Source organism: Leptospira levettii, from assembly GCF_002812085.1.
GTDB lineage: Bacteria > Spirochaetota > Leptospiria > Leptospirales > Leptospiraceae > Leptospira_A > Leptospira_A levettii.
On record NZ_NPDM01000008.1, the window covers coordinates 122212 to 136269 of the forward strand.

Here is a 14058-nt window from a genome sequence, read left to right on the forward strand (position 1 = left end):
GGATGTGAACTTTTTGATTCCTCAAGTTAAGCGGGTTCCCACTTACAAATTCAAATATTTTTACAGTAGTTTTTTCATTCGATTCTGTATGGAATTCATTTCTTGGGAAGAGGTCACATAAGAAATTGCTTCCATAAAATATTCTTTTGATTGCAAAGGATCCAATTCAGAATACAATTCACCTAACAAAGAATAATAATATGAACTTTTTGGCAAAGCCAACTTGCCCAATTCTTCGATCGCTTCTTTGTTTCCGTACGCTTTGTAGACTGCATAAATTCGATTGAGTTGTATCAAAGAAGAGGATTCAATGAACAGAAGTGCCGAATACAATTCACAGATACTTTGCCATTTCCCGTTCGTACCTTCTGGGAAACTATGCCAAAAAGCAATATTCGCTTCCAAATGGAATTTGGAAAACATTGGGTTTTGACTCATCAAGTGATAAAAGTATTTTCCTTTTTGAATGAATTCCAAATTCCAAAATTCTCGTTTTTGGTCTTCATAAAGAATCATTTCTCCTTCCTCACCCAACCTTGCATCAAAACGTGAGTATTGAAAACAAAATAGAGAAAGTAGAGCATATACATCTGAATGAATCGATATTTTAGTTTCTAATAGCAGGCTACATAGGTGGATTGATTCCAAACACAATGACCTTCGAATCTCTGTTTCTAATCCTTCCATTGAATACCCTTTATTAAAAATGAGATACAATGTTCTCAAAACGGATTGGAGACGATTTTGAAACTCATCTGAAGTCGGATATTCTAAGCTGATACCATTTTCCCTTAGGACTTCTTTTGCACGGTAAAGTCGTTTTGATATGGTTTCTTTGTTGGTTAAGAATGTTTTTGCTATCTCATCAATGGTAAATCCACATAAAATCCGAAGTGCCAAACCTATTTGTGATTCCATTGGGATGGAAGGATGGGAAAGTACGAACATCATCATCAGTTGACTGTCAATCACCTCTTCCATCACAATATCGAAATCCATTTCGGATGAGACAGTTTCTTGCAAATAATGATCGATGACCTTCTGGTGGTGGATCTTATCTCGTTTGTATCGATTGTTAGCTTTGTTTTTTGCAACGGAATACAACCAAGGGATTGGATTGTTTGGTATTCCTTTTTTGACCCAATCTTCACTTGCTGTTAAAAAAGTATCATTTACGATTTCTTCCGCATTGTCCAAAAACTGAATTCCATAATATTTGCATAGAACGGAAATCATTTTGGAAGCTTCCGTCTTGTACAAACCAGCAATCCGATTGGAAATATCCATTGACTCTATTACCATCTGAACATTTTGAATTTAATTCTGATGTGTCCCTTTTACCATCCGGACTTCCACACTGTTCCCTTCACCTCCTAATATGGGGCATTTTTTCGCAATCCCCACTGCATCCTCCCAGTTTTCTGCATGGATGATGATAAAACCAGCTAGCGATTCCTTCGTTTCAACAAATGGACCATCCGTTACGATTTGTTTGGAGCGAATTACTTTTCCTTCTTCCGAAAGTCCAATTCCAGAAATGAATTTCTTTTTTGAAATGATCTCGTTTACCCACTCATGGTATTGTTTCATATAAATCTCTAATTGTTCTGGTGAAGGTTTTTCACCTTTTGTCAAAAAATCCAATCGCATTAAAATTAAATATTCTTCCATCATCATTCACCTCGTTTGTTTTGATAACTCCCTATATATTCCCTAATCTTATCTTCATACTCAGCAGGATTGGAATTCCAAATAAGACCATGTTCTCCATAACTGGGAAACCATAATTCAACTGGTCCCAAATAAAGTTCTGACAAATATTCTGAATGATGATAGGAAACGATTTGATCTTGTAGGCTATGGATCAAAAGAATAGGAATACCATTTGAAATCTTCATAGAATTTTCCGGACTAAGCATTGTATCAAAATTTCCTCTTAACAATACCAAGTTTACCAACAGATCGATCATAAAATTCGGAAGTTCTTTAGCTTCTTTCGAATCGGAAATCAATCGTTCAAAACTGATCATTGGGTTCTCGACTATGATCGCGTTTACTCCGCTTATGATGGGAAGATTGATCAGTATGGAAGAACCTCCCACAGAAGATCCAAACATGTAAATCTCATTGTATTGTTTTTTCACATAAACCAAAACGGAGAGAACATCTCTTGATTCTCTACTCCCAAAACTCAAACCCGTGAAATGACAAGGTGCTTCCCCATGACAAGATAAGTCAAAACTGATCACATCCATTCCTAAACTCAGATAAAAGGGGATGTAACGAGTGACTTCCCTTCTGTCTGAGCCTCCACCATGGACAAGAATGATTGCCTTCGATTTTTTGGTTCCAAAGTTTTTTTCATTCTCAGACGGTATTACCTTCCAACCTGGCAATTGACAACCATTGATAGATGGAATTGATATTTCGCTAAAAAAGTACTCTTTTGTTAGGCGAATGTTTCCACATTTTTTTCCCCATACTCTTTCCACTTCCCGAATGCAATCACCCAAATCCTTGGTGATTCCCTTCCATTTTGGGAAAAGAATTTGGTTACTTGCTGAGCAAATTCCAAAAAGCAAAAGAATGATGAAAATCGCAAAAAAAGACAGAAAGAAGAGGATTCCTATCCGATACCTACCTCGTTTCCCTTTCCACTTGGATTGTAAGGTTTTGAACATTTTTTCGTGCCCTCCTTTCTTTATAGCAATCGAGGATGCTAAATCTGGACAATTTCGAAGAAAAAAAAGAAGTTTGGAGAAGATTCTGAACAGTTGTCTCTGGTATTCACAGGAAAGGTATCTTCAGAAAAGATGATGAGAGAACACGGGAATCTCCACCTCTTATCATGATTTTTTAAAGATGTTTGAATTGGAATTGGTAGGACAGTTTGTCCCAAAATTGGAACCGAAAGGATATTAAAAAATTGAATATTCAATTTGTTGAACCTACCAAATATTATAAGAATCAATGACTCAGTTAGAAAAAAACAAAGAGATCGTCAGAAGGTTCAATTTAGAAGTGATCCAAAACTGCAATGAGGATACCTTCCAAGAACTTATGCATGTAGATTTTATCAATCGCACCGCTCCTGCCCAATCCAATGATGCGAAAGGAATGTGGAATACTTTTCATTCTATTTTAAAACCAGAATTTCCCGACTTGAGAGTGGAGATTTATGACCAAATAGCGGAAGGTGATCGAGTCACGACACGCAAAGCGATACTTGGTACCCATTTAGGACCACTACGCGGAATTCTACCAACGCAAAAACAAATTCGGATCGATGTCATCGATATTGTTCGCTTGTTAGATGGCAAGTACATCGAACACTGGGGTATCAATACCTTACAAACATTGCTCATGGAACTAAAGTCTTAGAGAACAAAATCGGCGATTTTGATTGATTGGCAAGATCGAATCTAAGTGGAAATTTTTCAATTTTGATTTAGAGAATCCAATAATTCTAAATTTTAGTTAAAGATTAGGTCAATCATGAATATATGATAGGATTCATTCGAGTGTGAGAGGTGGAATGAAAAAAACGATAGTAGATGAAATTTTAATCACAAGAGAGATCAAAAATGAGAAAACAGTCGCTGTAGTTCGGTTTGCCATTTTTTCCTTCGCATCACTCATGGATTATTTGTCCTACTTCCATGTGATCAATTATACAATGGTTCCTCCCACAATCATCACACTTTTGTTAGACACAACATTTTTGGTTTTTGCAGGTTTTGTATTTTTTTTCGTAACTCATTTTTCGTTTCAACCTTATCTTAAATTTTTTACCATCACTTTGGATTATACCATTGTTGGGTTAATGATTTTTTTTGATCCAACGGTCCAAAGAGGTGATGGTGTTATTTATTTTATCGCAATGATAGGAGCCATTTTCATCTACCAATTTAACTTACTTAGGCATTCTAAAATTGGAACCATCTATGGAGCATTTTTATCATTTGTTTTCCTGTTTGTGATCTCCATTGGGTTAGGTGGAGGATACCCAATTGATTTGATCCCCATGTTATTTGGACTGGGTATGATACTTGCGATTGGGTATGTGACAACAGTTTCCAACATTGAAATGGTTAAAGAAGCAAACGCAAAACAAATGATGGAAAGATACCTTCCCTCTCAATTAGTAAGTGAGTTTTATAAAAACAATGCACAATTAGAACCAGGCGGGGAAATGAAAGAGGTAACAATCCTTTTTTCTGATATACGATCTTTTACAAAATATTCTGAACAAAGGTCGGCCGAAGAAGTGGTTCTCTTCTTAAATGACTATTTATCTCGTATGACAGACATTATATTTCGATTCAATGGAACCATCGATAAGTTTATTGGAGACGCCATCATGACGATTTTTGGTGCACCTTTTAAACGAGATGATGATGCACTCCGCGCCGTCAAAACGGCTGTGGAAATGATTCGAGAGATACATCAATTCAATCAAAAAAAGAATTTAACTGAAGATCAAATCCAGGTGGGAATCGGAATTCACACAGGTGAAGTTATTGTTGGAAATATTGGTTCCGATCGAAGGTTAGATTATACTGTTATTGGTGACAATGTAAACTTAGCATCAAGGATTGAAGGATTAACCAAACACTACCAATGTTCAATTTTGATTTCTGAAGCCACCTTTGAACAAATTGAAGGAAAATATAGTGAATCGGATGGGTTTGTGATCCGAGAAATTGATAAAGTCATTGTGAAAGGAAAATCAAAACCCATTTCCGTATATGAAGTTGTTTGTTTCCCTAACTGAGTGAAAAGAAGTATTGGCATTGTATACCAATCCAATCCTTTCACCCTCAAACGTTAGACCTGACTTAAATTAATAACACTTCCCTTGGGAGGTAATGTCTACAACCCAGTTTCCAGAACTGTCTTTTACTAACATAAAATCAATATCCTTACATTGAATCGTTTGTCCTTCCGAATCAGTCCGGTTGATATCTCCTTCATAGCGGTAAAACCCACCATTTGCACCTTTGTTAAACGTCCCATCATCAATGAGGACATTCGACCAAGTATAGTCGGAGTATTTTTCAGAAAAAGCTTTCACAACAAGTTCTTTCACCACAGGTTTTTTAGGTGCTTTTTCACTTTCTGAAGCAACTGCCTTAACATCACCAATTCCAATTTCTGAAAATTTCCACTGGTTGCCTTTTTGGATATAATTGGCACCTGCTTCAAATTCTCTCTGTGTTCCAGACTTCTCTGCAACCACTTGAAAAGGAACTTTTAGTTTTCGTTCAATGAGTTTTCCTTTTTTATCAACTTTTTCTAGTGTTCCTGGGTCTCCAGCGGAAGTGACAGAGATGATTGTTTCACCTGGGTATTTTTTAGACCATGTTGATCGTAAGTCTCGCTCAGCTTGTTCCGTTGCTACTGGATCTGGAATCGTATCTGCAAACACTACAGATAAAGATAAGAAAATTAGAATTAGATAAGGTTTCCTGGTTTTCATAAGCAATCGAAAAGTTTACTTTTGCTAGAGTTTAAATCAAGAAAAATATTATTGAACTTTTGAGTATAAATGTGCTTACTACGAATTCAATGCCAAACTTGATTCAATATAAGAAAAAAATTCAAATCCTAAAACATTGGATACAAATTTCAACTTTTATATTTTTGTTCTTTTCTGTCTTGTTAGTTATCAACCAGAGTGCACTGCCTGTTATTTCATGGATGAATGTATATGGTGTGGAAGAGTATCAGGAACTCGATTTAATTGGTTACCTAAAATTCCTTAAAGGTTTAATGATCCCTATACCATTAAACTTGTCGATTTTCGAGTTTTTCAGTGTGAAAATATTTGGTGATACAAGAATCGTAACTGAATGGATTTACCAAATAAGTTTTGTTGCTCTATTTGTAGTCCCTATTTTCTTCCGAAGAAAAAACATTGTCAGACTGGTTCTTGGTTTGATTTTCTCTACTTGTTTTTTTTACGCATCCATAAGAATTCATGTTAGTAACCCACAATCATACGATATAATATTCCCACTACTCTTATTCATTATCATGATCCTTTGCAAAAATATTGAGATTCACAAAGAAATTTCATCTTCAAAACTAGCTCTAATAGGATTCTTACTTTCCATGTTGGATATGCTAAGACCATTTGGATTCTTAATCGTTGTTATAATTTGTATTTATTTAGTTTACATCATAAAACAAAAAAAACAAAACTTTTTAAGTTATGTATTCTTATTTCTGCCCTTAGCATTTATCACATTACCTTTTCACAGTCACTTATACTTAAACCACAAACAACTAACGATGACGAACCATTCAGGATTCAATATCCAAAGAGCGTGGCCACAAGTAATGCCCAAACGAAATTTAGCTGAAATCAGCGCTAATCCTACAAGAGAAGGACGATGGCCAAATATCAATACCGCCGAACATCGAGACAATAGCAATTATTTACTTTCTTGTATATTCCAACATATCATAAAACATCCACAAGACAGCATCAAACATATATTCAGAAATATTTACAACTTTACTACATTTGAATATATTTTACTAAAATACCAACCAAAAGGATTCATGAAATATTGGTTCTACGCACTGCGTTTTATTTGTTTTCTCTATTTATTCAGCCAAGTATGGAGCCTTATAAAAAATCGATCGAAATCAATCATTATCAACACAGAATTCCTTATCTTGTTTTTGATTTTCTTTCAGTTATTTATATTTGCTTTAACAGAAAGTGGGGAGACCATCAGGTTTACTATTGGCCTACTTCCATTTCTTTCGATATTCCCTAGATTCCGATTCAAAAATTAAAGTGATTTGGGCAATTTACTAAAATTGGATTCATAAACATTCCAAAAAATAGTTTGTTAGATGAATTGGATGAAAATGTTTCACACTGCTGATACACTTATCTCTGTTATTCTACCGTTCTATTTTTTTCTTCTTTAAAAATATAAGTTGAGAAAAGTTAATGATCTCCAAAAAATAACCGCATGTGGAAATGTAAGTGGCTCTTCCTATTTTTAATTCCTCAATTGTTATCTGCCGAAGGGTTTCAAAAAGGCAACCTCATGTTATTTGGTTCTGGATCGTATGGTCTGGGAATGTCTTCAGGAAGTTTAGAACGTAATGCGGAAAACTATAATTTCCCCACATATTTACTGTATCGAGATGGGTATACTCAAGAAGCAAGGGGTCTTATTTATTATGGGCTGACAGATTTTAATTCAAATCAGGTCCAATTGAACAGTACTTTAGGAGAGATAGGTGTACAATATGCTTTTTTAAAATACCTATCAATAGGTCTTTCTGGAGTTGCACAATCGATAGAAGCCAGCAATTTAAGGCGGATAGAGAGTTCTATAGTGCCCCTATTGGCCAGTCAGTTACAATGGCGCAATAACTCGAGTTCATTTAACGATAATTTGTTTTCATCCGAATTACTTTCGTTCTTAATTCGAAAAGACAGAAGGATTTCTTCGATCACAACGGGAAATTTGGATTTTGGAATCCATTTTTTTCCCAATTCTATTTTTGATCCTTATATCCGATTTGGTGGTGGAATCGGAAACGAAGGCCAGTCAGGTGGAAAAGTGGAGCGTTTTTTTGCCGGCCTAGGATTACGATTTCATTTTGCATCTTCCTATTTCTTCTTTTTCGAAGCATTAACGGCAAATACATACATAGTGGATTATAAACCCCAAGTAAACACATTCCGTAATCGCGGGAATTTTGAAGAAAATTTTGTAAGCCTTGGATTTGGTAAACAATTTTCAATTGGTTCTTCCAATGAAGAATCGAAAGTTACTTCGGAAACACAAAGCCTCAATAAAACACAAACCGTAGAAGCACCACTTCGAATCAGAACGTTTTCGTTTCTCGCAAGTGAAATATTTGAGCCAAGGACAACCCGAATCCATGTAGAAGGCAGAGCAAAATTGGACGCTCTTGCTCGTAGTTTTGCAATCGAATACCCAGAATATGAAATCGTGATCATCAACTTTGTAGCACCTTTCCCTGGAACAGAAGAGGAAGATCCTTTACACGAACAATTTGGTATCAACCGTTCCTTAGCCATTTTTCAAATCTTGCGAGAAAAGAACATTCCTGCGAAACGTATCATCAATGCAACGGCAGGTTCCACTCGTTATGAATTGGACTCTTCGGAAAAAGTGATATTTGAGCTCCGTGCAAAATAGGAATCAATTTAGATGAGATTTTTATGTTACGTGTTAGTATCTTTGTATTTTCACATTTATATCTTGTAAAAATATTGTTTTCGTTCTCGATTATTCTAAAAAAGACAACTACCTTTAATCCTATATGTAAACTTGCGTTAGCTGGAGTTTACCCTTACCAAAATATAACTTCATCTTCCGAAAGGACACGTACCACAACGGCAACCAGGGATTATAATCATCCAACTGTTTCAGTTTTAACAATTGGGCAACCAATCGATAAGATACCTAGTAGCGGAATTGATTCCAGTGTTTTCCCAGAATCGTCAAAAGAAGTTGCGATGTTTTAATTAGAAAATACGAATCAACTCTGCTTCCATTTAAGTTTCTCCTTATACATAATAAGCGTAATGTGTCGAAATTACTTTTCATACTGCTCCCAATACTCGATAGATCAAAACAAAAAATAGGGATTACCTAAGATTAGAAAAACTGCATAGAGAGCCGAAATTAAATGACTCCGAGTCACCGTTTTTTACGTTTTTTTCGCGAATCTGGAACGTTTTTAACGGTATTTTGGAAATTTTTTTCATTAGATGGGAATTTCAACTAGGAGGTGGACCCATGGTCTCCATATCTTGTAACCAAACAGAATCCAATCTGGATAAAAATCATGCGAATCTATACAAAAACTCTTAATTACATCTACCTCCTGCTAATTTGTTCATTTCAATTTTGTATATTGCTACCGAACAATGGTTCGAATCCAAATGCCAACTTGGCATTCCTTCTAGGTTTAGGAGGACGTTCCTCCGTCCCAGTCAATGTGGAACCGGGAACTGTCGTCGACCTATCCGGTAACGGTACATTCTCTGGAACACTAATCGACTCAGATGGTAATGGCATATCTGATGGTATTGACCTTACGGGAAACGGTGTCCCGAATCTTTTACTCATTGATACCAATGCAGACAGTATCCCGGATGCAGTGGATACAAACGGAGATGGAGTTGCAGATTATTACATCAATCCAAATCCTCCCGCTTTTCTTACATCAGGACCTGGTGGATCCGGAAATCCAGTCGTAACAATCGTCAACTCCAATGGTAATCTAATTGGTTTTGATACAGACGGAGATGGAACGGCTAACGATACATTGGTGGCGCAAATCCTTGGAGACACAACACCACCCACCCTCACTAGCTCATTGACATCAGGAACGTATTCAACCACACAAACCACCACTTTAACTTGTTCCGACAATTTTGGAGCAGGGAGTATCGTTTACACTTTAGATGGATCAACACCGAACTTCCAACCGAAAGTTGGAACCATTCTTTCTCCTCCATCTAAAACTGTTAGTTTGTCCTTTGAAGGAACTCGAACTTTAAGAGCCTTTTGCAGAGACTTGAATGGAAATCTTTCCTCCTCAATTCAAATCGTTTATACAATTGATACTTCAGTACCTGCTTTAACTTTAGTGAGTCAATCTTCTTTAGCTGTAACCTCATCAGCGAATGGGATTCAATCTTCTACTGCAACGTGGCAAACAAATCGTTCTGGCTCATATGCAATTTACGAAGGCAGTGCCTGTTCGGGAACAAGTTTAACGACAGGGACAGCTTCCGCCAATCAGGACATAACATTTGTTCGCTCGTATTCTCACTTTTCTGGTGAAGGAACAAAATCCTACAGAATTTGTGTGACTGGATCCAATTCTTTGGTTGGTTTTGTATCTTTTTCTCTGCAAAGAGACGACACAGCACCAATTGTTTCTACATCTCCAAGTACAGGGAATTATAGTTCTGCTACATCTGTTACGGCTAGCTGTACTGATGTGGGAGGATCAGGTTGTGATAAAATAGCTTACACCACCCAAGTAGGAAGTGCACCAGCAAATCCGGCTATCCAAGGATCAACAGGAAACATTACGAATGGTTCATTGTATAACTCAAGCATTGATATGTCGGATTCTTCTGTAACTTATGTTAAGTTTTTAGCCCGTGACAAAGCTGGTAACCTTTCTCCAATCAATTCCCAAACTTACACTGTCGACACACAAGTTGCAACCATCACAGTTAACTCTTACACTTCAGCAGTCAATGGAACTAATAACGTAAGTCTCAATTGGCAAAGCTCAAAAGCTGGAACCTACCAAATTCGAATCGGAGGTAGCAGTTGTGCAACAGGAACTGCCTTAAGCTCGGGTTCCGGGAATTCCAATGTTACAGGTTCAGCACTTGCAACTACAGACATTAGTACCACGATTGCCAATACTCACTTCTCTGAGGGAGATAACACGATCCGAATTTGTGTTTCAAACTTGGTCGGTAGTTTTGGTTTTACAACGCGCACAACGAATAAGGACACAACAGCTCCAATCGTAAGTATGTCATCACCATCTGGTTCTAGTCCTTTTCTATCGGGGACACAACTTGAACTCAGTTGTTCTGATACAGGTGGAACTGGATGTGATAAAATCATCTATACTCTTAATGGCACAGATCCTACATTTGATTCCAATGGTGCTGTTACAAATGGATCTGTTTATAGTTCCGCATTTGCCCTTTCCAATGGAAGTATACAAGTCAAGTACCGAGCAATTGATTTAGCAAAAAACAATAGTGCAGTCAGTTCTCAAAGTTTTTATGTTGGTCCTCCTGTCATTTCTTCGATTGGGGTTGGAACTAGTCAATTAAGTGTTAACTTTACGACTGTATCGGGAGCAACAGGATATAAAGTATATTACAGTACCAGTTCGGGAGTCACAAAATCAAACTCGAGTGTATCAGGTACAAGTTCTCCCATCGTATTAACAGGCCTAACTAATGATTCAACCTATTACATTAAGATAACATTGACAGCCGCCTATGGAGAAAGTGATTTAAGCACAGAAACATACCAAACTCCATCCAATCTGCCATTAGTCGATTATTGTATTGTTCAATATCCAAGTACATTAACATTAGCAAAAAATACAACAGCCAATGCTTCCAATGCGATCTATATTCAATTTTTTCATGCAAATGTAACGAATATTTTCCCGCAAGCAGCTGATTCTCGAGTTCAGTTACAAGTAGGATACGGACCAAATAATTCGAACCCTATGACGGAACCTCAAAACTGGACTTTCTTTTCTACATCCTACAATTCCTCTTGTTTAAGCTGTGGAAACAACCATGAATATTATTCATTCATAACGGCACCTGCAATCCCCGGGACCTACAAATATGTTGGCAGGGTAAGGATAACAGGCGTTGCACGAGAAACGTATTGTGATTTAGATGGAAATGGTGCGAACGCTGGCCAAACATTTTCAAGCTCTCAATTAGGATCTTTAACGGTTCAGTAATTTTGCGAATCAAAAAATCATCAAGCTACATTTATTTACTAAGGGCAACTTGTAGTCGTATGGCTTGATGCTGTATCATTCTGGGTTTGTACGACTGTAAAGGAAGGAATGGATGGTGAGATTGTTATTGAGAGATTATATGTTCCTTGCGTTCCGGCGCTAGCTCCGTAATCTCTACCAATTGTAAGTTGGTATTTTCCCAATGTAGAAGTCGAATGAAATCTATAGTCTTTTAAACAACCCTCTGAACTGATTCATTTGATTTAAAAATATTGACTGATTTTTTAATTACAATAAGTTCTAAATGAAGCAAACTATCCAATAACTATCAATGGGAATTTGAAGTTGGAAACTAAAATCCAGGAAAGTTGAATTTTCATTTTCTACTCTTGCTAAATCGCCATTCTCGATAAAACCCGCTCTCGCAGTTTATTAGGGATTCGAAGCTCTCTATATCAAGAATTGAAACTTGTAATAGATAGATAAATACATAATTACTCAATTTCTCTTGCTCATTAAAAATTCTCTTTTGACTCCTAATACTCCATCCCTTCTCTATCTTCTCAATCTATACTTGTTTAGTGCTAAAATTTCCCAAATATACTTGATTTAAAAATAGAGAATTAGCTTGGAGAACCTACCAATCTTTAATAGTACTAGTGCCTCATTCAATTTAAGTCGGATTTTATGGAATCTATTTTTACTACCATATATCGACATTATTGATTCAAAAAATCTATTGATAAATGTTTAACATTTTACCAAAGTGATGGATCACGATTTATTATCCAAAAAGTGCACCGATTATTGGAGCTAAAAAGTTGAGAAAATATTACCATACTCTATTCAATAGCATTATTCAATCCTTCTATAAATATAAATATTTATGCATCATACTATTTGTTACAATAATAGGCTTTTTAATTAGATTTCAAAGTGCATTCGTAGAAAGTTACTGGAATGACGAATTATTTTCGGCATGGGTCAGTAATCCAAACAATTCAATAGAAGAAGTTTTTCGTAAAACGTCTATTGAGGATGTCCATCCCCCCATTTATCAAATCATTCTATGGCTTTTATACAGTGTCTTTGGATACAATGAATTTACAGGAAAAATACTCTCTGTAATTTTAGGCACAGCCACTATTCCTGTTTTTTATTTACTTGGAAAAAAGTTAATTTCAAAAGAATTTGGTATCATCCTAGCAACTTTAATTACGTTCAATCAATTTACTTATTTTTATTCAACAGAAGTTAGGTCGTACTCTCTCATATTATTCTTATCTACACTATCATTATTATTTTTAGTTAAATTCATACAATTTCCCGAATATACAAACTTACTAGTATTAATTAATTTAATGGGAATCGCATCGCTTTCACATTATTTTGGCACTTATATTGGCATTTCTTACATTCCAATTATTCTATCTCAATTCCTAAACAATTTCCGAAGTCATAGAAGAAAATTCAGTATCTTAAAATCCATCGTTATATTTCTAAATACCATTATTTATTTACTTGCAGTATTATATTTAGTGAAAAATCGAATTGGATCATCTGGTATATGGATCGAACAGCCAGGAAAAGAATTTATATTAGAATACCTCCAAATATACTTTGGCAGCAGGGAAATAATCTTATTTATTTTCATTGTTAGCATTCTCGGATTTATTTTCCACAGTCTAGGAAATAGACACAAAGGCATCAATAAACTTATGCTAGGTTTAGTATCAGGAATTATTCTTGCATATCTCTTAGCTTATATACAAGGAATCTTATTCTTTCCTGTTTTATCTCCTCGAAATACAATAATTTTATTACCTCCCATCTTATTTATCATTGGTTTTTTCATCAGCAAGATACCTTATTCGTATTTAAGATTTTTTATCCTAAGCATTTACATTTTATTTTTTCTTAAAATTAATTATATAGATAAAGATTATAGATCTTGTCATAGATGCCAAGATTGGAGAGGTCTCTCAAAATTCATTGCCGAAAACCATTCTGGATATGAAGTATATGGTTTAAAATGGACTTCAGACTATTTTAATGTTTACCTAAATTGGATGAACTCAGATTTACAAGTAAAATCATATCATACAATTTCCAATCTACAATGGAAGAAGATAGCCACGAATCAAGTATGGATTATTGATTGCCATACACCGGAAATAGAAAAGGAATTTCCTGCGAATCAATTCAATTATAATAAAATAGTAAAATTGGTTGGCGCAGAGGCCTATTTAATCGCAATCAAGAAATGAAAATAGAGTCACTTCATTTATATTCTCTATGATCGCTTTTAATGGAATTCCACCAAACAACCTTCTTATCCCTTCGGATTAGATAAAGGTCCATACGACCCATACGCATCCATCGCCTCCCGCATCAACTGAATGCGTAAGTCCCTAAATGTCCAATTGCAATCCCATCTAAGCATAAAAAAACCCCGCAAGAGTTAGCGAGGTTTCAAAGTGAAAATGGTGAAAGCTTTAACTTCTTAGCTTAACTTTTACAAAATACAACGTA

General features: G+C 35.8%; 11 protein-coding genes. 7 read left to right on the forward strand and 4 right to left on the reverse strand.

Translation table 11 applies throughout. The features are described 5' to 3' along the window. Positions 1–60: 60 nt before the first annotated feature. From CH354_RS17425 to CH354_RS17435, 3 genes are read right to left on the reverse strand one after another with little or no spacing between them, the layout of a single operon-like run. Positions 61–1287 carry an RNA polymerase sigma factor gene (locus tag CH354_RS17425; protein WP_100766555.1) on the reverse strand — a complete coding sequence of 409 codons (1227 nt, stop codon included), beginning with the start codon at positions 1285–1287 and terminating at the stop codon, positions 61–63. Positions 1288–1317: 30 nt separating this feature from the next. After that, the gene (locus CH354_RS17430) at positions 1318–1671 is read right to left on the reverse strand and encodes a YciI family protein (RefSeq protein ID WP_100727681.1); all 354 of its coding nucleotides are present in this window, start codon (positions 1669–1671) and stop codon (positions 1318–1320) included. 2 nt (positions 1672–1673) lie between these two features. Further along, positions 1674–2681: an alpha/beta hydrolase gene (locus CH354_RS17435; RefSeq protein ID WP_243396143.1), complete on the reverse strand. Its 1008-nt coding sequence runs from the start codon at positions 2679–2681 to the stop codon at positions 1674–1676. A gap of 289 nt (positions 2682–2970) precedes the next feature. Between CH354_RS17435 and CH354_RS17445 the strand changes: the two genes are divergently transcribed. Next, positions 2971–3381, forward strand: a complete 411-nt coding sequence (locus CH354_RS17445) for an ester cyclase (protein WP_100727663.1) — start codon at positions 2971–2973, stop codon at positions 3379–3381. Positions 3382–3535: 154 nt separating this feature from the next. Continuing rightward, on the forward strand, positions 3536–4774 hold the full coding sequence (locus tag CH354_RS17450; RefSeq protein WP_100727664.1) for an adenylate/guanylate cyclase domain-containing protein: 1239 nt from the start codon (positions 3536–3538) through the stop codon (positions 4772–4774). 69 nt (positions 4775–4843) lie between these two features. Here CH354_RS17450 and CH354_RS17455 read toward each other — a convergent pair whose 3' ends face one another. Then, positions 4844–5479 carry a hypothetical protein gene (locus tag CH354_RS17455; RefSeq protein ID WP_100727665.1) on the reverse strand — a complete coding sequence of 212 codons (636 nt, stop codon included), beginning with the start codon at positions 5477–5479 and terminating at the stop codon, positions 4844–4846. 89 nt (positions 5480–5568) lie between these two features. On the opposite strand from CH354_RS17455, the gene CH354_RS17460 reads away from it, so the two are divergent. The 5 genes from CH354_RS17460 to CH354_RS17480 all read left to right on the forward strand — a co-directional run bounded on the left by CH354_RS17460 (position 5569) and on the right by CH354_RS17480 (position 13793). Further along, on the forward strand, positions 5569–6807 hold the full coding sequence (locus CH354_RS17460; protein ID WP_100727666.1) for a hypothetical protein: 1239 nt from the start codon (positions 5569–5571) through the stop codon (positions 6805–6807). A gap of 260 nt (positions 6808–7067) precedes the next feature. Beyond that, positions 7068–8195, forward strand: a complete 1128-nt coding sequence (locus tag CH354_RS17465) for a hypothetical protein (protein WP_125172415.1) — start codon at positions 7068–7070, stop codon at positions 8193–8195. A 23-nt stretch (positions 8196–8218) separates the two neighbouring features. Continuing rightward, a complete protein-coding gene (locus tag CH354_RS17470) occupies positions 8219–8524 on the forward strand; it encodes a hypothetical protein (protein WP_100727668.1) in 306 nt (101 codons plus the stop codon). 323 nt (positions 8525–8847) lie between these two features. Further along, positions 8848–11526, forward strand: coding sequence for a chitobiase/beta-hexosaminidase C-terminal domain-containing protein (locus tag CH354_RS17475; protein ID WP_100727683.1), 2679 nt, complete (start codon positions 8848–8850; stop codon positions 11524–11526). Positions 11527–12347: 821 nt separating this feature from the next. Continuing rightward, the gene (locus tag CH354_RS17480; protein WP_165780944.1) at positions 12348–13793 is read left to right on the forward strand and encodes a glycosyltransferase family 39 protein; all 1446 of its coding nucleotides are present in this window, start codon (positions 12348–12350) and stop codon (positions 13791–13793) included. Positions 13794–14058: the final 265 nt, after the last annotated feature.

What these genes read in the sequence shown, in the direction of transcription:
- CH354_RS17425 (WP_100766555.1), bottom strand. Translation starts at nt 1,287, where the DNA reads ATGGATATTTCCAATCGGATTGCTGGTTTGTACAAGACGGAAGCTTCC.
- CH354_RS17430 (WP_100727681.1), bottom strand. Translation starts at nt 1,671, where the DNA reads ATGGAAGAATATTTAATTTTAATGCGATTGGATTTTTTGACAAAAGGT.
- CH354_RS17435 (WP_243396143.1), bottom strand. Translation starts at nt 2,681, where the DNA reads ATGTTCAAAACCTTACAATCCAAGTGGAAAGGGAAACGAGGTAGGTAT.
- CH354_RS17445 (WP_100727663.1), top strand. Translation starts at nt 2,971, where the DNA reads ATGACTCAGTTAGAAAAAAACAAAGAGATCGTCAGAAGGTTCAATTTA.
- CH354_RS17450 (WP_100727664.1), top strand. Translation starts at nt 3,536, where the DNA reads ATGAAAAAAACGATAGTAGATGAAATTTTAATCACAAGAGAGATCAAA.
- CH354_RS17455 (WP_100727665.1), bottom strand. Translation starts at nt 5,479, where the DNA reads ATGAAAACCAGGAAACCTTATCTAATTCTAATTTTCTTATCTTTATCT.
- CH354_RS17460 (WP_100727666.1), top strand. Translation starts at nt 5,569, where the DNA reads ATGCCAAACTTGATTCAATATAAGAAAAAAATTCAAATCCTAAAACAT.
- CH354_RS17465 (WP_125172415.1), top strand. Translation starts at nt 7,068, where the DNA reads ATGTTATTTGGTTCTGGATCGTATGGTCTGGGAATGTCTTCAGGAAGT.
- CH354_RS17470 (WP_100727668.1), top strand. Translation starts at nt 8,219, where the DNA reads ATGTTACGTGTTAGTATCTTTGTATTTTCACATTTATATCTTGTAAAA.
- CH354_RS17475 (WP_100727683.1), top strand. Translation starts at nt 8,848, where the DNA reads ATGCGAATCTATACAAAAACTCTTAATTACATCTACCTCCTGCTAATT.